This is a genomic window from Mycetocola sp. Y442 (genome assembly GCF_056898615.1).
Genome location: NZ_JBXHBV010000001.1, coordinates 703429 through 723639, shown reverse-complemented (window position 1 = coordinate 723639; position 20211 = coordinate 703429). Strand labels below are relative to the sequence as shown.

General features: G+C 66.2%; 20 protein-coding genes and 2 tRNA genes. 10 read left to right on the top strand and 12 right to left on the bottom strand.

What is annotated here, in order from left to right; all coding sequences use genetic code 11:
• The first annotated feature begins 21 nt into the window (after positions 1–21).
• From AC1X6S_RS03425 to AC1X6S_RS03410, 4 genes are read left to right on the top strand one after another with little or no spacing between them, the layout of a single operon-like run.
• Positions 22–699 (top strand): ECF transporter S component, encoded by a 678-nt coding sequence (locus AC1X6S_RS03425; protein ID WP_483404395.1) that lies wholly within the window; start codon positions 22–24, stop codon positions 697–699.
• On the top strand, positions 700–2202 hold the full coding sequence (locus AC1X6S_RS03420) for an ABC transporter ATP-binding protein (protein WP_483404394.1): 1503 nt from the start codon (positions 700–702) through the stop codon (positions 2200–2202).
• Positions 2199–2981 (top strand): energy-coupling factor transporter transmembrane component T family protein, encoded by a 783-nt coding sequence (locus tag AC1X6S_RS03415; protein ID WP_483404393.1) that lies wholly within the window; start codon positions 2199–2201, stop codon positions 2979–2981. The genes AC1X6S_RS03420 and AC1X6S_RS03415 overlap by 4 nt, the downstream gene beginning before the upstream one ends.
• Positions 2974–3528 (top strand): AAA family ATPase, encoded by a 555-nt coding sequence (locus tag AC1X6S_RS03410; protein ID WP_483404392.1) that lies wholly within the window; start codon positions 2974–2976, stop codon positions 3526–3528. The genes AC1X6S_RS03415 and AC1X6S_RS03410 overlap by 8 nt, the downstream gene beginning before the upstream one ends.
• On the opposite strand, the gene AC1X6S_RS03405 is transcribed toward AC1X6S_RS03410, so the two are convergent.
• From AC1X6S_RS03405 to orn, 4 genes are all read right to left on the bottom strand, one after another.
• Positions 3525–4757, bottom strand: a complete 1233-nt coding sequence (locus AC1X6S_RS03405) for a D-alanyl-D-alanine carboxypeptidase family protein (protein ID WP_483404391.1) — start codon at positions 4755–4757, stop codon at positions 3525–3527. The two genes, AC1X6S_RS03410 and AC1X6S_RS03405, sit on opposite strands and share 4 nt — an antisense overlap.
• 58 nt (positions 4758–4815) lie before the next feature.
• A complete protein-coding gene (locus AC1X6S_RS03400; protein WP_483404390.1) occupies positions 4816–5166 on the bottom strand; it encodes a metallopeptidase family protein in 351 nt (116 codons plus the stop codon).
• Between the two features lie 54 nt (positions 5167–5220).
• Positions 5221–5296 (bottom strand) — tRNA-His (locus tag AC1X6S_RS03395).
• Between the two features lie 50 nt (positions 5297–5346).
• Positions 5347–5967, bottom strand: coding sequence for an oligoribonuclease (gene orn / locus AC1X6S_RS03390; RefSeq protein ID WP_483404389.1), 621 nt, complete (start codon positions 5965–5967; stop codon positions 5347–5349).
• 90 nt (positions 5968–6057) lie between these two features.
• On the opposite strand from orn, the gene AC1X6S_RS03385 reads away from it, so the two are divergent.
• A tRNA-Arg gene (locus AC1X6S_RS03385) sits at positions 6058–6130 on the top strand.
• A 54-nt stretch (positions 6131–6184) separates the two neighbouring features.
• Positions 6185–7006: an ammonia-dependent NAD(+) synthetase gene (gene nadE / locus AC1X6S_RS03380; RefSeq protein ID WP_483404388.1), complete on the top strand. Its 822-nt coding sequence runs from the start codon at positions 6185–6187 to the stop codon at positions 7004–7006.
• A gap of 132 nt (positions 7007–7138) precedes the next feature.
• Here the strand turns inward: nadE and AC1X6S_RS03375 are convergent, their stop codons facing one another.
• The 3 genes from AC1X6S_RS03375 to AC1X6S_RS03365 all read right to left on the bottom strand — a co-directional run bounded on the left by AC1X6S_RS03375 (position 7139) and on the right by AC1X6S_RS03365 (position 9347).
• On the bottom strand, positions 7139–7873 hold the full coding sequence (locus AC1X6S_RS03375; protein WP_483404387.1) for a hypothetical protein: 735 nt from the start codon (positions 7871–7873) through the stop codon (positions 7139–7141).
• A gap of 128 nt (positions 7874–8001) precedes the next feature.
• Entirely contained in the window at positions 8002–8247 is a 246-nt protein-coding gene (locus tag AC1X6S_RS03370; protein ID WP_483404386.1) for a hypothetical protein, read from the bottom strand.
• 92 nt (positions 8248–8339) lie between these two features.
• Positions 8340–9347 carry an aldo/keto reductase gene (locus AC1X6S_RS03365; RefSeq protein WP_483404385.1) on the bottom strand — a complete coding sequence of 336 codons (1008 nt, stop codon included), beginning with the start codon at positions 9345–9347 and terminating at the stop codon, positions 8340–8342.
• 221 nt (positions 9348–9568) lie between these two features.
• Between AC1X6S_RS03365 and AC1X6S_RS03360 the strand changes: the two genes are divergently transcribed.
• From AC1X6S_RS03360 to ettA, 3 genes are all read left to right on the top strand, one after another.
• Positions 9569–10192, top strand: coding sequence for a single-stranded DNA-binding protein (locus AC1X6S_RS03360; RefSeq protein ID WP_483404384.1), 624 nt, complete (start codon positions 9569–9571; stop codon positions 10190–10192).
• Between the two features lie 171 nt (positions 10193–10363).
• Entirely contained in the window at positions 10364–10816 is a 453-nt protein-coding gene (locus AC1X6S_RS03355; RefSeq protein ID WP_483404383.1) for a DUF6993 domain-containing protein, read from the top strand.
• 4 nt (positions 10817–10820) lie between these two features.
• Positions 10821–12503, top strand: a complete 1683-nt coding sequence (gene ettA / locus AC1X6S_RS03350) for an energy-dependent translational throttle protein EttA (protein ID WP_108391278.1) — start codon at positions 10821–10823, stop codon at positions 12501–12503.
• Positions 12504–12589: 86 nt separating this feature from the next.
• Here ettA and AC1X6S_RS03345 read toward each other — a convergent pair whose 3' ends face one another.
• On the bottom strand, positions 12590–13474 hold the full coding sequence (locus AC1X6S_RS03345) for an acyl-CoA thioesterase (protein WP_483404382.1): 885 nt from the start codon (positions 13472–13474) through the stop codon (positions 12590–12592).
• A gap of 70 nt (positions 13475–13544) precedes the next feature.
• Between AC1X6S_RS03345 and AC1X6S_RS03340 the strand changes: the two genes are divergently transcribed.
• Positions 13545–14201: a DUF8185 domain-containing protein gene (locus tag AC1X6S_RS03340; protein ID WP_483404381.1), complete on the top strand. Its 657-nt coding sequence runs from the start codon at positions 13545–13547 to the stop codon at positions 14199–14201.
• 60 nt (positions 14202–14261) lie between these two features.
• On the opposite strand, the gene AC1X6S_RS03335 is transcribed toward AC1X6S_RS03340, so the two are convergent.
• From AC1X6S_RS03335 to pepN, 4 genes are all read right to left on the bottom strand, one after another.
• Positions 14262–15926: an FAD-binding dehydrogenase gene (locus tag AC1X6S_RS03335; RefSeq protein ID WP_483404380.1), complete on the bottom strand. Its 1665-nt coding sequence runs from the start codon at positions 15924–15926 to the stop codon at positions 14262–14264.
• 106 nt (positions 15927–16032) lie between these two features.
• Entirely contained in the window at positions 16033–16425 is a 393-nt protein-coding gene (locus tag AC1X6S_RS03330) for a globin (RefSeq protein WP_108391274.1), read from the bottom strand.
• Positions 16422–17432, bottom strand: coding sequence for a mechanosensitive ion channel family protein (locus AC1X6S_RS03325; protein ID WP_483404379.1), 1011 nt, complete (start codon positions 17430–17432; stop codon positions 16422–16424). Before AC1X6S_RS03325 ends, AC1X6S_RS03330 begins: the two co-directional genes overlap by 4 nt.
• 138 nt (positions 17433–17570) lie before the next feature.
• Positions 17571–20117 (bottom strand): aminopeptidase N, encoded by a 2547-nt coding sequence (gene pepN, locus AC1X6S_RS03320; RefSeq protein ID WP_483404378.1) that lies wholly within the window; start codon positions 20115–20117, stop codon positions 17571–17573.
• Between the last annotated feature and the right edge of the window lie 94 nt (positions 20118–20211).

The following is a 20211-nucleotide window of genomic DNA, read 5'->3' as shown; positions in this document are numbered from 1 at the left end:
TCCTACACGGAGGGCGCGAAAGTGCATTTTTCACAATCACCAACACAGGTACAACACTCGACGGATGCCGCCGGCACGCCAGCGCGAGGACGCCGTCCGTCCCGCTGGCGCGTCGTTGACATCGTCACGGCCAGCGTCATCGGCGTTGCCGCCGGCGTCATCTTCTGGGCGTGGGGACTCGCCTGGGGCCCGATCAGCACAGCCCTGGCGCTCACACCGGGACTCGGCGGACTGCTCGCCGGGGGCTGGTTGTTCGCCGGGGTGCTCGGCGGGCTCATCATCCGGAAACCCGGTGCGGCGATCTACACCGAACTCGTTGCCGCTGCGGTCTCCGCGCTCATCGGTACCGTCTGGGGCTTCGACACCCTGATCTGGGGACTGATCCAGGGCGCAGGGGCCGAGCTCATCTTCGCCCTGTTCTTCTACCGCCGGTTCGGCATCGGGGTGGCATTGCTCGCCGGTGCGGGAGCCGGCGTCGCCGTCGGGCTCCTCGACACGACCTTCACGAGCTATGCGGCGCTCGATGCAGCGGCGAAGCTGACCTACTTCGTGAGCGCCGTGGCATCCGGGGTCGTCCTCGCCGGCCTGCTGTCGTGGTTTGCTGTGCGTGGCCTCGCCGCGACGGGTGCGCTGTCACGGTTCGCCTCGGGCAACTCGGCTCGTGCGATTCCCGCTCGAGCGACCGACCGGGGCAACTGAGTGTCGGGAACGACCCGTGACGGTACCGTTCGCGGGGCGGCTATCCGTGCAACCGGGTGGGGCTGGCGGCACTCCGGTCGGGGCACTCCGGCGGTCTCCGAGCTGACGCTCGACATCGCTCCGGGTGAGCGCGTCCTGCTCCTCGGCGCGTCGGGCGCGGGCAAATCCACGTTGCTCGCCGCCCTCGCTGGCGTGCTCGGGGGCGATGAGGAGGGCGACGAGACGGGCCAACTGCGCATCGACGGCGCGAGGCCCGCTGAGGTTCGCGGCAGGGCGGGACTGGTTCTTCAGGACCCCGACTCGCAGGTCGTCCTGGCGCGCGTCGGTGACGATGTTGCGTTCGCGTGCGAGAACCTCGGGGTTCCACGGGACGAGATCTGGCGGCGGGTGCGGTGGGCGCTCGATGCCGTCGGGCTCCGCCTTCCCCTCGATCACCCGTCGTCGCGGTTGTCCGGCGGGCAAAAGCAGCGGCTGGCCCTCGCCGGTGTCCTTGCCATGCGTCCTGGCCTCGTGCTGCTCGACGAGCCGACCGCCAACCTCGATCCCGAGGGTGTGACCGAGGTGAGGGATGTTGTCGCGCGCGTGATCGCCGACACGGGCGCGACCCTGATCGTGGTCGAGCACCGGGTCGCTGTCTGGCAGGATCTCGTCGATCGGGTCATCGTCCTCGACCCGGAGGGCGGAGTGCTCGCGGACGGGACACCGGCCGATGTACTCGACACCCACGGTCAGCGCCTCGCCCGGGCCGGGGTGTGGGTGCCGTCTCATCCACCCGTTCTGCCCACGCGACCGGCGCGTCCAGGCAGGGGTGCTGAACTCCTCGTCGCGGGGGACCTCTCGGTCGGTCGAACGCCGTTCGCCTCGCGGACGCGGCTGACGGCGGCATCCGCCCTCGACCTGTCGCTGTTCGAAGCAGAGAGCATCGCGATCACCGGGCCCAACGGCGCGGGGAAGTCGACGCTGGCCCTCACGCTCGCGGGACTGCTCGCTCGCCTCGGCGGCACGCTCGACGCGAGGTCTCCACTGGCCAGGGGACTCGGGCCGGACCCAGCGCGGTGGAAGTCGAAGGAGCTGCTGACGCGAATGGGCACCGTCTTCCAGGACCCTGAGCACCAGTTCCTCGCCACGACGGTGAGGCGCGAGCTTGCCGTCGGGCCGACGGCACTCCGACTCGAGGATCGGGAGGTCGGCGAGCGGGTCGATGAACTGCTCTCGAGGCTGCGGCTCGACGCCCTGGCCGATGCCAATCCGTTCACGCTGTCCGGCGGAGAGAAACGACGTCTGAGCGTCGCGACGATTCTCGCGACGAAACCCCAGATCCTGTTCCTCGACGAACCCACCTTCGGTCAGGATGCTGTCACCTGGCGTGAACTCGTCGTGCTGCTCGGTGAACTCGTCGACTTGGGAAGCTCCGTCGTGACGGTCACGCACGACGACGATCTCGTGCGAGCACTGTCCGACCGGGAGTTCGCCATCGATTCCAGCCACGCGGTGCTGTCGTGACCACGCTGGTTTCCGCAGCGCCCGACTCCGCGCTCGGGCGAGTGAACCCGATCGCCAAGCTCGCTGTTGCGGTACTGATCAGTGTGACCCTCCTGCTGTCGATCGACGTGGTCTCGGCATCCGTTGCCCTGATCCTCGTCTGCGTGCTGCTGTTCTGGTCGGGGCTCGACGCCCGCGGCTTCTGGCTCAGGACAGCACCGCTGTGGCTCGGCGCGCCCTTCGCCGGGCTGACCACTGTGCTCTACGGCGAGGACTCCGGAGCGCTTCTGGCCTCGTGGGGATTCGTCTCCATCACCGAGGGGTCTCTCGCCCTGGGTATCGCCATCATGCTTCGGGTGCTGGCGATCGGTTTGCCGAGCATCGTGCTGTTCGCAACGACCGACCCGACAGACCTCGCCGACGGGCTCGGCCAGGTGCTTCACCTGCCCGCCCGCTTCGTGCTCGGCGGGCTGGCTGGACTGCGGATGGTGGGATTGTTCGTCGACGACTGGCGTGCGCTTGGTCAGGCACGTCGCGCCAGGGGTGTTGGCGACGCCAGGATGCTCGTCCGGTTCGCCAGCCAGGCCTTCGCACTCCTGGTCCTCGCGATCCGGCGGGGCAGCAAGCTCGCGACAGCCATGGAGGCCAAAGGATTCGGCTCGTCCATTGAGCGCACGTGGGCCCGGCCGTCGACGGTCGGCAGGCCCGAACTTGTGCTGCTGCTCATCGGGGCGTCCATCGCGGGGGCGGCGATCACCGCGGCAGTGCTGGCGGGGACCTGGGAGTTCATCCTTGCCTAAGTTCGGACTGTCCCTGGCGGTCAGCACAATCGTGGGGCGGTTGGGGGACCCAGCAACCGAAGTGGTCATCCTCGACGGTCCGAGTGGCGCCGGCAAATCCACTCTCGCCGATGCCCTCGTGGCATCCTGGCCGGGGTCGGCGTACCCGACGCTCGTTCGGATGGACGACATCTACCCGGGCTGGGACGGGCTCAGCGCTGCGGGGGAGCACGTGGCAGTGAACCTGCTCGAGCCGCGAGCGCGGGGTGACCTGGCCCGTTGGCGGAGGCATGACTGGGCACGGGACGCGCACGCGGAATGGAACGTGGTGCCCGGTTCCGGCCCTCTGGTCATCGAGGGGTGCGGCGCGCTCACGGCGGCGAACCGGCGATTCGCGACGCTCGCCGTCTGGCTGGATGCGGACGACACCGTGCGGAAGGCGAGGGCGCTGGCGAGGGATGAGGGCGCTTTCGACGCACACTGGGACTCATGGCAGGCACAGTTCGAGCGGTTCGTCGACCGTGAGGACCCCGAGCGCCTGGCGGACCTCGTGCTCAGGCTCGACTAGCCGGTCAGCGAATCGATGAGCGCGCCGATCACCGGGACCGGGTGGGAGAGCCGCCAGAACACACCGGGATCGGTCAGGGCTCCGTCGAGCGTCAGCGAGGTCCTGGCGGACGTCGATCCGTCGACGACACTGATGCTGCCGACCTTTGCCCCGGTCCCGGCCGACGTGACCTGATCCGTCACCACGTCGATCTCGGGCGCAGCCGCGCTCCAGCGGAGTCGTGCGGGTGACGCTCCCGAAATACCGTTCGCCGAATCGCCCCACGCGGTTGTGAACGAGACGACCGGCGTGGCCTCGGCAAGGACAGGCGTCGGCGTGACGCCGCCCCTCGCGCTCTCCATCACGGCGGTGACAGCCGTCTCGAGGGTGTCCCAATCCGGTTGCCTGAGGAATGCGCCGTAGAACCTGTACGACTCGCCATCGACGGAAACGTCGCCGGCGAAGAGGAGGCAGATGCCGGCGGCATCCGTGTAGCTCCGTGAAACCCCGACCACCTGTTGTTCGGGCAGGTAGGTCGTGGTGTTGGTGACGCCGCGCCGGCTCGGAAGACCGGTGACCGGTTCGGCGAGCACCGAGGATATTGCAGGGTTGGTGAGCGCGAGGGCGGCCAGGCGGGAGAGATCTTTCGCCGTGCCGACGCTTGCTTCGTCAAGCCCTGTGGCGTCGACCACCGTGGTCTCGGTCATGCCATTCTCGACCAGCCAGGCGTTCGCGGCCTCGACGTACGCCTCGGTCGATCCGAATGCCCAGCCTGCGAGCGTGTCGGCATGGTTGTTGCTCGAGCCGAGGAGCACCGCCTGGAGCATTTCGCGCTGGGTCCACTGGTCCTCGGTGTACACGCTGACGGTGCGGGTGCCCGCGTCGCGGTAACCGACGTACTTCAGGTAGTCATCGCTCGTGATGGGAACGGTCCCGCCGGGCGCGCCGTCAGCGAGGGGTTTGGCGTCGAGGACGACCAGGGCCGTGATCGTCTTGGTGATACCGGCCATCGGGACAGCGTCCGGAGTGCCAGCGACCGCGAGGGGGGCGGCGTCCGCAGCTTCAGTGACAGCGCTGGCGCCGGTGGTTGGCAGTACGGGAGGCGCACTCGCCGCAGCGGGCGCCGATGCCGGGAGGGCGGTCACGGATGCCGCTGGCAGCGGACCGATGAGGGTGGCGGGCCCATAGATGCCCGCTCCGAGAATGACCAGAGTTCCGGCGAAGATCCCGAGACCTCGTGCTACGCCCATGGTGTACCGCCTGTTCCTGACACGGGATCAGGCTATCTGGCCGAGCGTCTTTCGACCGTCAGCCCCAGCCGAGCGAGTGCAATTCGTCGTCGTCGATTCCGTAGAAGTGGGCGATTTCGTGCACCAGTGTGATGCGCACCTGTTCCCTGAGCTGCTCTTCGTTGTCGGCGATGGCGAGAAGAGGCTCACGATAGATGCTGATCATGTCGGGCAGCTCGCCGAAACCGTACTGCCCGCGATCGGTCAACGCCACGCCCGAGTACAGGCCGAGGAGGTCGAGCGAGCCGTCTTCGGGAAGATCCTCGATCACGATGACGACATTATCCAGTCCGTCGACCATGTCGTCCGGTAGGGCGTCGAATACGTCACCGACGAGGGCTTCGAATGCATCGGCGTCGAGGGTGAACATTGACGACTGCCGATCCGACCCGGTTCGCGACCCGCGCGCGAGGATCTGTCTACTTGGGGTGAGTAACGGGGCTTGAACCCGCGACCTCCTGGACCACAACCAGGCGCTCTACCAACTGAGCTATACCCACCATGCGCATCCCCCGATCTCTCAACCGGACGAGGCAACCCTAAAAGTGTATTACATGATTGGAGCGTAATTGTTCACTACGGCCTGTGCAGCCGATTTTGCCTGGTCGGATGTCGGTCCGGGCTGCGGAACGAACACGGCCTCCCTGTAGTAGGCCAGTTCACGGATCGACTCGAGGATGTCGGCGAGCGCGCGGTGGCCGCCGTCCTTGGCCGGGGCATTGAAGTACGCCCTGGGGTACCAACGCCTGGCGAGCTCCTTGATCGACGACACATCGACGTTGCGGTAGTGCAACTGTGCATCGAGCCGCGGCATGAATTTGGTGAGGAAGGCGCGGTCTGTGCCGATCGAGTTTCCGGCGAGGGGAGCACGCTGCTCCGCGGGAACGTGCTTGAGCACGTACTCGAGGACCTGGTACTCCGCTTCGGCGACACTGACACCGAGGGGGATCTCCTCGAGGAGGCCGGAGGAGGTGTGCATGTTGGTGACGAACTCACCCATGTTCGCCAGCGCCGAGTCATCGGGCTTGATCACGATGTCGAGGCCATCGTCGACGGGCTTCAGGTCATAGTCGGTGATCACGACGGCGATCTCGACGAGTTCGTCGGCATCGATGTCGAGTCCCGTCATTTCGCAGTCGATCCAGACAAGTCGGTCGCTCACAGTGCTCATGGTGTCCATGCTATCCGTGACCTGTGACGCCAGCTGCCGCGCTGCGGGGTGACAGGGGTCCAGCGTGCTGCGGTATTCTGAAAGACGCCAGCCTCCGTAGCTCAGGGGATAGAGCAGGAGCCTTCTAATCTCTTGGTCGCAGGTTCGAATCCTGCCGGGGGCACATTTCTGTCGGCGCGACATCCGTTCGTAACGGCGGGTGGGTAAATTACTACCCATGCGAGAACTCCAGAAACAGATCATTGCCGAACTGCACGTTCTTCCTGAGATCGACCCGGAAACCGAGGCGCGTCGGCGCGTCGATTTCCTCGCCGATTACCTCACGGCCACCGGTGCGAAAGGCCTCGTGCTCGGTATCAGTGGCGGCCAGGACTCGTCCCTCGCCGGGAGGCTGTGCCAGCTTGCCGTTGAGCAACTCGCCGAGGACGATGTCAAGGTGTCGTTTATCGCGGTGCGGCTCCCGTACGGGGTGCAGCGTGACGAGGAGGATGCGCAGCTGGCACTGGAGTTCATCCAGCCCCAGCGGGTCGTGACGTTCAACGTCAAGCCGGGCGTCGACGGCATTGAAACCGAGTTCGAGACAGCGACCGGTGAGCCGATCAGCGACTTCAACAAGGGCAATGTGAAGGCACGGGCGCGGATGATTGCGCAGTACGCGCTTGCCGGGCAGGAGGGGCTGCTCGTTGTAGGGACGGACCACGCCGCCGAGGCCGTCACCGGTTTCTTCACGAAGTTCGGTGACGGTGGGGCGGACATCGTCCCGCTCACCGGATTGACAAAGCGGCAGGGCCGGGCCCTGCTCACGTTCCTCGGGGCGCCCGCACGACTGTACGAGAAGCTCCCTACGGCTGACCTGCTCGACGACCAGCCCGGACAGACCGACGAGGCGAACCTGGGGCTGACCTACGCGCACATCGACGACTACCTCGAAGGGAACGACGTTCCCGATGAGGTTGCGGATGCCATTGAGGCGCGGTTCCTCGCGACCAGGCACAAGCGCTCGACACCGGTGGAGCCCGCAGACAACTGGTGGCGCTGACCGGGCGCAGCGCCCCGCCGCGCTGAAGGCATACGCGCTGAGCTGCGCGCGGGCCCACAGGCGCTGACCCCGTAAACGACGAAGCCGGTACCGCGAGTTCGCGGTACCGGCTTCGTGGTGGAAATGGTGGCTCTAGGCCAGTTTCTTCTCGTCAGACTCGCGAGCAGCTGTGGCGCGTGCCACATCCATCGCGGCGACATCGTCGATCAGCTTTTGCGTCGTGGTGTCGGGGGTGTCCGACTCCTGGCGGGCGAACGCAGCGGGCGCGACAGCGGCGGGCTGCTCTGCCGGCTCTTCTTCCGTGTACTTCTCGTGGTGCTGGCGGGTCGCCCAGGCGTCCTGCTCCGCGAGGAGGGTCTTCTCGTGTGTCGTGGTTTCGAACCGCCAGCGCTCGAGGTCGGTTTCGAAGACGCGCTTCGCGCGGTTCGGGCGGTTCTGCCATTCGACGAGACGGTCACGGAACTCGGCGACGACGGGCCCGAGTTCATAACCGAACGTGGCGGAGTTGCGCTTCATCTCGGCGAGCTGGTGTGCAGACCAGTTCGCCGCGGTCGACGCACCCTTGATGGGCAGGAGGCGCAGCTGGATATCCGCCTGGGCGACTGCCCGGTCGGCGAGTGTCTGCTCCTGGGGGGTCAGTGAGTTCCAGGCGGCGGCCTCGGTCGACGCGTCGACGAGTGCGGCGATCGCCGCTGTCTTGAGGTCGCGGTCGCGCTGGGCGATCAGCCGGCGTACCGCTGCCTTGGTGATCGACGCCGCGAGCAGCGCCGAAACGATAATCGCGATAAAGATCACGGCGGCGGTGAAGAGCACCGGTCGTGTGTCGGTTGCGGTGAGCCAGTCTGTGAATTCATTCCACCATTCCATGTGCCGAAGGCTACCTTCGGGCCCGCCCGTATTCCCGTAACGGCGCCGCCGTGTCGCGCTTTCGACCGAGCGTTGCCCGACCGGTCATGGCCGGGAGGCAGCGAAACCGCCCACGGAGCTACGACCGCTCAACGCAGCGAATCGACGGCATCCTGCATGTTCCAGAACTGCCCGAGGGACAGGAATGACGCCCGGACCGGCGAGAACCGCTTGGCGATGAAGACGTCTCCTGTGGCCGAGCTGAGGCGCTCGACGTGTCCGAGTATGCGTCCGTCGCTGAGGCGAACGCGCCACAACCCGTCGTGGACGCTGACGAGTTCGATGCCCGCCCTCGTGCTCGACGAGACCGTCGCCTGGTGTGTTGCGATGTGCATGCTGCCTCTTGTCTCCGGCCGGTGGTGTCGGTGATCTCTTACCCACACGATAGGAGACACCACCGACACCGCCCGGTCGGCCGAGAGGAGCGCTAGCTCAGTCCGGTGCCGTCAACGGCGAACGGTTCGATCGCCGCGAGTTCGTCTGCCGTGAGCGGCGGAGCGCCAAGCGCGGCGACGTTCTGTTCCAGCTGCTTCACCGAGCTCGCACCGATGAGCGCCGAGGTGACCTGCGGATGCCTGAGAACCCACGTCAGTGCGAGTTGCGCGAGCGACTGCCCGCGGTCGGCGGCGAGCGTATTGAGGGCTCGGGCTCGTTCGAGATAGGTGGGCGAGATCCGCTCAGCCGGCAGGAATTTGCTCGTCGCCGCACGGGATCCGTCGGGAACCGTTCCATCGAGGTAGCGGTCGGTCAGGAGTCCCTGGGCGAGCGGCGAGAACACGATGGAGCCCGCTCCGACCTCGTCGAGGACGTCGAGGAGCCCGTTCTCGACGTGCCGGTTGAACATGGAGTAGCTCGGCTGGTGGATCAGGAGCGGGACGCGGTGCTCGGCGAGCGCCGCGGCGGCCGCTCTGGTCTGCTCCGGCGAGTAGTTGGAGATTCCGGCGTAGAGGGCTTTCCCTGAGTGCACAGCTGTCGCGAGTGCCCCCATCGTTTCTTCAATGGGGGTGTCGGGGTCCGGGCGGTGGGAGTAGAAGATGTCGACGTAGTTCACGCCGAGTCGCCCGAGGCTCTGGTCGAGAGAGGAGAGGAGCGACTTGCGTGAGCCCCACTGGCCGTACGGTCCAGCCCACATGTCGTAACCGGCCTTCGTCGAGATGACGATTTCGTCGCGGTGAGCGGCGAGGTCGTCGTGAAGGATACGACCAAAGTTGCGTTCAGCGGACCCCGGAGGGGGACCGTAGTTGTTGGCCAGGTCAAAGTGGGTAATACCGAGGTCGAACGCTCGCCGCACGATGGCCTGCTGGGTCTCGAGGTCCCGTCCGTCACCGAAGTTGTGCCAGAAGCCCAGCGAAACACGGGGGAGCATGAGGCCGCTCCTGCCCGTCCTGGCGTAGTGCATGTCGTCATATCGGTTTTCGGCAGCTGAGTACGTCATGAGGACAGGGTAGCGGTGTCGGGTACAGACGCAGCCCGGCAATCCTCCCCAGTTTCAGCGGCCGGATGCCCTGTCCACCGGGGAGGTACCGGAGGGACCCCGCCCGCTGGAGGGTCGCACACTCGAATCATGGTTCCGGAGGCGGCAGTCCGGCACGAGGTCGTCTCCGGAACCTCCACACCGGAGGTCCTGCGTGTGGAAATCCAGTTGGGAGAACCCTCATGACAGACAGCATCACCCTGACCGGCCTTGTTGCTACAGTTCCCGAGCACAAGACGATCCGCGACGGCGTGGAGCTCACGAGCTTCAGGCTCGCCTCGAACCAGCGTTACTTCGACGGGACGGCAGGAGCCTGGGTCGCTGGCGAGACGAACTGGTACACGGTCTCCTCGTTCCGGCAACTCGCCGGCAATGTCCACGAGTCGGTGCACAAGGGTGACCGCGTGCTGGTGATGGGGCGGCTGCGCATTCGGCGCTGGGAGAGCGGAGACAAGAACGGCACGACTGTTGAGGTCGACGCCGACAGTGTTGGTCACGATTTGGCCTGGGGAACCGCCAGGTACGCGAGGAACCCAGCACGCGACTCGGGCACACCCGCGGCTGACGCCGTCGGCGCCGAGAACCCGGGCTACGCTCCCGCGAGGCCAGCGGGCGATGACGGCACCGGTTACCCCGGGCTGGCGGCACGGGAGCCCGACCCCGCCAGCGCCCGACCGGACTCGTCGCGCGAGCAGGCGGACTGGGTGGCGCCGGTACTCGGCAGGACGGCCGTATCGGTCGGCGACCCCGGCACCCGGGGAACCAGCGAGGGTCGACCGGAGTTCGAACCGGACACTCCGTTCTGACGGTTCGGGCGCTCCCGTCCTAGACTCGACTGGTAGCCGATCGTTCCGACACGGCGCGACCGCAACGGGTCCGATCACAACCGGCCCGGATCACAACAGGCACAGGCACAGGCACAGGGAGATGGCGTGGCGAAACCCGATACACGGTGGCGAGGTCGGGTTGGGACTGGGGTGTTCGCTGTTCTTCTCGCTGGGGGATTGCTCGCCGGATGCTCGATGCCGGGAAGCCCTCCGACTCCGACTCCGACGCCGCCCGTTGCGACCGAATCGCCGGCGCCAGAGCCGCAGGCACCGCAACTGGTGCCTGGCGGGACCGCGGAGGAAAACCTCCCATACTTTGATTCGGTCAACACTTCTACCCTCGCCGCCAACCCGGCCGCAGACGGTCGTGCGTTCATCGACGGGCTTGTTGCCGCCGGCTTCGACAAGGCGGCCATGGAAGTGACGAGCGATACGACGACGATCGGGAACGCGGCGGACTCCATCCAGTTCTCGGTGCGATGGGGCGAAGCGTGCCTCATCGGTCAGAATGGCACGGCCGTCGGCGGCTATCACTCGATGGTGGGTCGGGTGCTCGGCACCGGGACATGTCTCATTGGGAAGACAAGAACAATAGACTGGTAGCAATATGGCCGAATATATCTATTCCATGGTCCGCGCCCGCAAGGCTGTCGGAGACAAACTAATTCTTGACGACGTCACCATGTCGTTCTTCCCCGGCGCCAAAATCGGTGTCGTCGGTCCCAACGGGGCCGGAAAGTCCACGATCCTCAAGATCATGGCTGGCCTCGACACACCGAGCAACGGTGAAGCGAAGCTCACGCCCGGGTACACCGTCGGCATCCTCATGCAGGAACCGGAACTCGATGAGTCGAAGACCGTGCTCGAGAACGTCCAGGAGGGCGTGGGCGAGATCAAAGCCAAGGTCGACCGCTTCAACGAAATCTCGCTCGCCATGGGCGAACCGGATGCTGACTTCGACGCGCTGCTGGCCGAGATGGGCACGCTCCAGGAGGAAATCGACCATGCTGACGCGTGGGACCTCGATTCCCAGCTGGAACAGGCGATGGACGCGCTGCGCACCCCGCCCGGCGACCTGCCCGTTGCGAACCTCTCCGGTGGAGAGAAGCGTCGCGTCGCGCTCTGCAAGCTTCTTCTGCAGAAGCCGGACCTCCTGCTCCTCGATGAGCCCACTAACCACCTCGACGCCGAAAGCGTTCTCTGGCTCGAGCAGCACCTCGCCAAGTACGCAGGTGCTGTGCTCGCCGTCACTCACGACCGGTACTTCCTCGACCACGTCGCCGAATGGATCGCTGAGGTCGACCGCGGTCACCTCTACCCGTACGAGGGCAACTACTCGACCTACCTCGAGAAGAAGCAGGAACGACTGCAGGTCCAGGGCAAGAAGGACCAGAAGCTGTCGAAACGCCTCGCTGAGGAACTCGAGTGGGTCCGGTCGAACGCCAAGGGACGACAGGCGAAGTCGAAGGCTCGACTCGCACGTTACGAAGAGATGGTGACCGAGGCCGAGCGCACGCGGAAGCTCGACTTCGAAGAGATCGTCATCCCCGTCGGACCGCGCCTCGGCGCGCAGGTCATCGACGCGAAGAACCTCAAGAAGGGCTTCGGGGAGCGCATCCTCATCAACGACCTCAGCTTCACATTGCCCCGTAACGGCATTGTCGGAGTCATCGGCCCCAACGGTGTCGGTAAGACCACGCTCTTCAAGACCATCGTCGGCCTCGAGCCGCTCGACGGCGGAGAGCTCAAGATCGGTGAGACGGTCGACATCTCCTACGTCGACCAGAGCCGCGGTGGCATCGACCCCAACAAGAACCTGTGGGAGGTCGTCTCAGACGGCCAGGACTACATCCAGGTCGGAAAGACCGAGATTCCGTCACGGGCGTACGTCTCCCAGTTCGGGTTCAAGGGACCTGACCAGCAGAAGAAGGCCGGTGTTCTCTCCGGTGGAGAGCGCAACCGCCTCAACCTGGCACTGACCCTCAAGCAGGGCGGAAACCTCCTGCTCCTCGACGAACCGACTAACGACCTCGACGTGGAAACCCTTGGAAGCCTCGAGAACGCGCTTCTCGAGTTCCCCGGTTGTGCCGTGGTCATCACTCACGACCGGTGGTTCCTCGACCGCATCGCAACGCACATCCTCTCCTACGAGGGGACAGAGGAAGACCCGGGCAACTGGTACTGGTTCGAGGGCAACTTCGAGTCGTACGAGGAGAACAAGATTGAGCGGCTCGGACCCGATGCAGCGAAGCCGCACCGTTCCGCATACCGCAAGCTCACTCGCGACTGACGCGGGCGCTCTGGCGAAACGATGAAGGCCATGCCGGTGACTCAGTCACCGGCATGGCCTTCATCGTTATCTTTTGCCAGGTGGGCTTAGGCGTCTGTTGCCAGTGCCGGTGGCACCCGCACCATGCCCTCCTGGGCGACGCTCGCAACCAGGACGCCGTCGCGGGAGTAGAACCGGCCGAGCGCGAGTCCGCGTCCGCCCGATGCGCTCGGGGACTCCTGGACGTAGAGCAGCCACTCGTCAGCCCGGGCCGGCCGGTGCCACCACATGGCGTGGTCGAGGCTCGCAACCTTGAGATTCGGGGTCACCCAGGCCAGGCCGTGCTTGCGCAGGATCGACTCGAGCAGCGGGTAGTCGCTCGCGTACGCGAGCGCAGCCCTGTGCAGGCTCGGGTCGTCGGGAAGGGTGCCGAACGCCTTGATCCAGACCGCGTTCGTCGCGGTGCGCTCGCCCTCGACCGAGAGGTAGATCGGCGACGGTACGTGGCGGATGTCGAATGGCCGGTCGTTGGCCCACGCCCTGGCAGCCGGATGATCGATGTGTCCGAGCAGCTCGGCTGCGGTCGGCAGGCTCTCCGGATCGGGGTAGCCCTCAGGCATTGGCGCCTGGTGGTCGAGGCCTTCGTCCTGGTCCTGGAACGAAGCGATCATCGAGAGGATCGGAACGCCGGACTGGTATGCCTGTGTGCGTCTCGTCGAGAACGAACGGCCGTCGTGGATCCGGTCGACGCTGAACGTGATTTCCTGGTTGACGTCACCGGGCCGCAGGAAATACCCGTGCATCGAGTGCACGATACGCTCCTCCGCTGTCGTCCGGCTTGCCGCCATCACGGCCTGCGCAAGAACCTGCCCCCCGTAAACCCGTCCACCCGGCATCCACAGTGATGGCCCCGTGAAGATGTCCTCGCTCGTTCGAGCTCCGGTATCAGTCAGGTTCAGGGCGTTCAAGAGGGATGCGACGGGGTCTGTCATTGCTCTCCGATTGGTGGTGCTGGCGGACTGGTGGGTTTCACCAATGCTTCTTAGGTAGTTTAGACAGCAGATGAATGACGCGATCACCCTCCAGGACGCCCACGCCGCCGCCGACCTTCGGGTGTACCTCGCCCGGGCGAGGCTCGTCGATGACACGGCGGTTCGCCTGATCGCCAGCGGGGGAGTGCTTGCCGTGTACTCGGCGGTGCTGCATCCGCACGGCCTGCTCGACACGAGCCCGACGATCCTCGGCCTCCGGACCTTCGCCGAGGTTTCTGGCGCCGTCTTCGACCGCGTTGTCGCTCCGGCTGCGATCGCGGACCGGCTCGCTCACACCGACGGGGCGTCCGGCGAGATCGTGGTCCCGCTTCCGCCGGCCGACGTACGAACGAGCTGGTCAGGGATAGCGCCGCCACGTGGCGGGTGGGAGCGGATCGGCGGGATCAGCTCGCTCGCGCTCGAACTGGCAGCGAGGGATGGCGCGGGAGAAGTCGCTCGGACGGTGCCGGACAACGCGGGTGACGCCATCGTGCAGCGGGTCAGGGCCGAGGTCTGGTCGCGCCCGCTCGCCGGGCACCCGGACGTTCCGTCAGGAATCGCGTTCGCGGCGGGGAGCCTCGGGTTCCTCGTCGGCGAGGAAGAGGTCCCGCTCTACGCCTCCGGTGCCTGGGTCAGGGCGAGTCCTGTGCGGGGCCACGTCCTCGTTCGCTCGTCACGGGGTCTCTGACCTCTCCCGGAATTGCCCGACGTGCGTCCGCGGAAACGGCTTGCACGCCAGAGCGATGGCTCAGGGTAGCTGAGCGTCGATCGCGCGCCCGGCGGTCCGACCGGTGAACAGGCATCCGCCCAGAAAAGTCCCCTCGAGTGCTCGGTATCCGTGCATGCCGCCACCGCCGAAGCCGCTGGCCTCTCCGGCCGCATAAAGCCCGGGAACCGGTGTGCCGTCGTCGCCAATCGCGCGTGCGGACAGGTCGGTCTGGATGCCGCCGAGGCTTTTCCGCGTGAGGATGTGCAGTTTCACGGCGATGAGCGGACCGGCCTTCGGATCGAGCAGTTTGTGCGGGCGTGCGACACGGATGAGCTTGTCGCCCCGATAGGAGCGGGCGCCCCTGATCGCGGTGATCTGCGCGTCCTTCGAGAACTCGTTGTCCAGCTGGGCATCGCGCCACCTGATCTCCCGTTCCACCCGCACCGGGTCGAGCGGGGCAGTGCCAGACAGCCTCAGCATGCCCGCCAGCAGCTCCGGCAGGTTGTCCGCGACCACGAAGTCGGCGCCCTTCTCTTTGAACGCCTCAACCGGGCCTGGCGCGCCGGGAGCAACCCGCTTGAGCAGAAGCCTGAGGTCCCGGTCGGTGAGATCGGGGTTTTGCTCGCTGCCGGAGAGGGCGAACTCCTTCTCGATGATCTTCTGGGTGAGCACGAACCAGCTGTGACCGTGTCCTGTGCCGAGGATGTGCTGCAGGGTCCCCAGCGTGTCGAAGCCGGGGAACAGCGGCGCGGGAAGGCGTGCGCCCGTCGCGTCGAGCCAGAGCGATGACGGCCCGGGGAGAATACGGATGCCGTGGGCAGCCCAGACCGGATCCCAGTTGGCAATGCCCTCCGTGTAGTGCCACATCCGGTCACCGTTGACCAGTCGCGCGCCGGCGCGTTCGGCGATACCGAGGCCGCGGCCGTCGACGTGGGCCGGGACTCCGGAGAGCATCGACTCGGGTGGAGTACCGAGTCGTGCCGGCCAGTTCGCCCTGACCAGGTCGAGGTTGCCGCCGATCCCGCCCGTCGTCACGACGACGGCCTGCGCCGACAGCTCGAAATCGGCGACGACGTCGTGTGGGCTCGCTTCGCCACGTCCGGCGGTCGACGGCGAGAGAATGCTTCCGGTCACGCCGGTCACGGCACCGTCGTGAACCACGAGCTCATCGACGCGGTGGCGATGTCTGAACTGCACACGCCCTGCCTCGACCCCCGCCAGGACGCGCTCGAGGAAGGGTTCGACGATCGCGGGGCCCGTGCCCCAGACGATATGGAACCGCGGGACCGAGTTGCCGTGCCCGTTCGCTGTGAACCCGCCGCGCTCCGCCCAGCCGACGACGGGGAAGAAGCCGACACCACGTTCGCGCAGCCACGATCGCTTGTCGCCAGCGGCGAAGTCGACATACGCTTCTGCCCATCGCCTCGCCCAATTGTCGTCCTGTCGGTCGAAGGCGGCGGAGCCCTGCCAGTCCTGCCACGCGAGGGAGTGCGAGTCGCGGATGCCCATCCGGCGCTGCTCGGGCGTGTCGACGAGGAACAGCCCGCCGAACGACCAGTGTGCCTGCCCGCCGCGCGACGCCTCCGGCTCCTGCTCGACGATGATCACCCGCCTGCCGGCGTCCGACAGCTCAGCGCCAGCGACGAGCCCGGCGAGCCCCGCGCCCACAATGATCACGTCGGTCGAGGTCTGTGCTGCTGGCATCCGGGATCTCCTTCGATCCGCGGGCTCCGTCGCCCGCGATGCTCCCAGCGTAGGAGATGCGCGCCCCGTCGGACGAGAGGGGCGTTACGCGTCGAGTCGCAGGGCGTTACTCGTCGAAGGTATTGACCATCGCCTGTGCTGCGCGCTCGAGGTAGTCCCAGAGGGTCGCCTCGTGCAGCGGTGACAGGCCGAGGGTATCGACCGCGGCGCGCATGTGCAGCAGCCAGCGGTCTCGCGCATCCGGATTGACCTTGAACGGCATGTGTCGCATGCGGAGCCGCGGGTGCCCGCGCTGCTCACTGTACGTCGACGGACCGCCCCAGTACTGCTCGAAGAACATCGTCAGGCGTTCGGTCGCTGCCGCGAGGTCTTCCTCCGGGTACATCGGCTTGAGCACCGGGTCGGCGGCGACACCCTTGTAGAACTCGAGCGACAGCTTTTCGAAGGTAGCGCGGCCGCCGACCTCCTCGTAGAAGCTGGGGGAGTTGAGGTTGGTCATGGCTGCGCCGGCCCCTTCTTCGCTGCTTTCCTCACGGCGTGGGGAGCTTCGTTGATGGTCTTGAGCGGCTTGGTGCGCGGCGGGCGTGCACCCGTGACGGATGCTGCACCGTCGAAGCCCTCGAGGACCACGCTCTTGAGCGATGGCAGCTGGACGCCCAGCTCGTCTGTGGCGTACTTCAGGCGCGCACGCAGCTCACGGGCGACGTCATCCTTGGCAGGGGGACGGGTCTTCACGACGAGGCGAATGATGAGCGCCTCCTCGGAGATCGACTCGATTCCCCACAGCTCGGGGCGCTCGAGGATCCGGCTGCGCCACTTCGGGTCCTGGGCAAGGGCTGTCGCCGTGGTGAGCATGGTGTCCTGGACCGTCTCGATGTCCGCGTCGTAGGGCACGGCGAGGTCGATGATGACCCGCGCCCAGCCCTGTGACATGTTGCCGACGCGCAGGATCTCGCCGTTACGCACGAACCACAGGGTTCCGTTGACGTCTCGCACCTGGGTGATGCGGATGCCGACGCGCTCGACGACACCGGTGGCAGGGCCGAGGTCGACGACGTCGCCGACGCCGAGCTGGTCTTCCATCACCATGAACAAGCCGTTGAGCACATCCTTGACGATGTTCTGGGCGCCGAAACCGAGGCCGGCACCGAGCGCGGCGGTCAGCAGGGCGAGCGAGCCGATGATGTTGGGGTCGATCTGGTTGACCACAAGGATGATCGTGACCACAACGACCGTGACGTTGACGATGTTGCCGAGCACGGTGCCGAGCGTGCGTGTTCGCTGCACCAGCCTCACCGCAGCGAGCGGTGACACGTTGAGCGCCTGGGTGTCTTCGGCGCCCTGAGTCTTCTTCACCCCGGACACGATCTGGTTCACGATCCGCCGGATCGCGAAGTGAAGGAGCCACGATGCGATAAACGCGCCGACGATAATGATCGCGATCATGACGAGGCGGCCGATTGGGGTAAGGAAGAAGGCGTCAACACCTTGCCAGAATTCAGTCATCGGGCCAAGTCTACCGTCGGGCCACTGGGCGGACGCTGGAGGTCCGGCGGGCAAATGCGCTGTGTCGTTAACGACAGGGGCGCAACGCGCACGGGCCGGGTGACGGCATCCGTGCGCATGGCGCCCCTGAACTTCGGGCTACGCCCGGGCGTCACGCTCCTGTGCCTTGAGCGCGCGCTCGACACCGGCGAGGTTCTCGACGACGATGCGTCGAAGGGCCGGCGGCTCGGCGTTCTGGTCGAGCCAGGCCACCGTTGCGTCCCGCAGTTCCGCGCTGGCGAGCGGAGCGGGGTAGAGCCCAACCGCGAGGTACTCTGCGATCTTGTAGCTGCGCGATGCCCAGATGCGCTGCAGCATCTCGAAGTAGTCGGGAACGAACGACGCGAGAACGTCCCGGTCGCGAGCGCGCTGGAAGCCGATGCCGGTCCACTGCACGATGGCGTTCGGGGCGGTGTCGATGTCGACGACGGATGCCCACGCGGCACGCTTCGCTTCGAGCGTCGGGATCGCGGCGCGGGCGAGCGCGGCAGCCTTTGCACCGTTGGCCGTGTTGTCCGCGGCCAGGGCAGCGTCGACCTCGTCGTTTCCGGCGACTCCACCCGCTGTGAGCGCGGCGAGGAGCTCCCAGTCGAGGTCGGTGTCGATCTCGAGCCCGTCGAGCGCGGTCTCGCCCGAACGGAGGGCGCGAATGGCGTCGAAGTGCTCCCCGGTGGACGCGACAGCCGCGAAGAACTTCACGAACTGGAACTGGGCGTCGCTGCCGGCTTCGGCACCCTGGGCGAGGGCCCACAGTGCGTCACCGACGCCCCGAACCGTGCTCTCCCTGTGCTCGGGTGCGACGTATTGGGTCGCCGCGAGCACGAGCTGGTTGAGTGTCGTGCGGATCGTCGTCGACTCGGTCTCTGTCGCGATGTTTCCGAGCACGAGGCGCACGTAATCGCGAGCGGGAGTTTCCGCGTCGCGGGTCGCGTCCCAGGCAGCGGCCCAGACGAGGGACCGTGCAAGCGGGTCCTCGATCGCGGAGAGTGACTCGGTCGCGACGGCGAGTGATGCGTCGTCGAGGCGGATCTTCGCGTAGGCGAGGTCGTCGTCGTTGAGCAGCACGAGGTCGGGGCGCTTGAGGCCTACGAGTTCGGCGACCTCGGTACGCTCACCGTCGACGTCGAGTTCGATCCTGTGCTCACGGAGGAGCTTGCCGTCGACGAGGTTGTAGAAACCGATGGCGAGGCGGTGCGGGCGGATCGTCGGGTATTCAGGCACTGCCGACTGCAGCACGGTGAAACCGGTGATAACTCCGGAGTCGTCGACCGTGATCTCCGGGCGGAGCGTGTTGACGCCGGCCGTCTCGAGCCAGAGCTTGCCCCAGTCGGTGAGGTCTCGGCCCGATGCGGTCTCCAGTTCGCTGAGCAGGTCGACGAGTTCGGTGTTGCCGTACTCGTGCTTCTTGAAGTACGCGGCCACGCCGGCGTAGAACGCGTCGATACCGACCCAGGCCACGAGTTGCTTGAGAACCGAGCCACCCTTGGCGTACGTGATGCCGTCGAAGTTGACCTGAACGTCCTCGAGGTCGTTGATCGTCGCGACGATGGGGTGGGTCGACGGCAGCTGGTCCTGCTTGTACGCCCAGCTCTTCTCCATGGCGTTGAACGTCGTCCAGGCACCGGTCCACTCGGTGGCCTCGGCGACAGCGATGGTCGACGCCCACTCGGCGAACGACTCGTTGAGCCACAGGTCGTTCCACCACTTCATGGTGACGAGGTCGCCGAACCACATGTGTGCGAGCTCGTGCAGGATCGTGACGACGCGGCGTTCCTTGATGGCATCCGTCACCTTGGAGCGGAAGACGTACGCCTCGGTGAACGTGACAGCCCCTGCGTGCTCCATCGCACCCGCGTTGTACTCGGGTACGAACAGCTGGTCGTACTTGGGGAAGGGGTACGGGTAGTCGAAGTTCTTCTCGAAGTATTCGAAGCCCTGGCGGGTCTTGTCGAAGATGTAGTCAGCGTCAAGATACTCGGACAGGCTCTGACGGCAGAAGACACCGAGCGGAATCGTGCGTCCGTCACTCGACGTCAGCTCACTGCGCACAGCGACGTACGGCCCCGCGATGATCGCGGTGATGTAGCTCGACATCCGCTGCGTCGGCTCGAACGCCCAGGTCTTGCTGTTCTCGCCTGCATCGACGGGCTCAGGGGTGGGGGAGTTGGAGATGACGTCCCAGTGGGCGGGAGCAGTCACGGTGAACCGGAACGTCGCCTTGAGGTCCGGCTGCTCGAAGACCGCGTACATGCGGCGTGAGTCCGGGACCTCGAACTGGCTGTAGAGGTAGACCTCGTCGTCGACGGGGTCGACGAAACGGTGCAGGCCCTCACCGGTGTTCATGTAGATCATGTCGGCGTCGACGATGAGCTCGTTGTCAGCCTGCAGGTTGTCCAGGGCGATGCGGATGCCGTCGCTGATAGCCGCCGGGTCGAGGGCAACGCCGTTGAGGGTCACCGAGTGCACGGTGCGCGTGATGGCGTCGATGAAGGTCGAAGCGCCCGGTGTTGCGCTGAACCGGACCGTCGTCGTCGACCGGAAGGTCTCTGGGCCGGTGGTGAGGTCAAGGGCGATCTGGTAGCTCGAGGGAGAGACGAGCGAGGCTCGTTCCTGTGCTTCGGCGCGGGTGAGGTTTTCTCCGGGCAACGGGGACTCCTTAGGGTGTGGCTGTCGATCGGTGCGGATCGTGTCCGAGATTCCAGCGTAGTGCTCCGCCTTCCGCTCCCAATGGGCTGAGGCG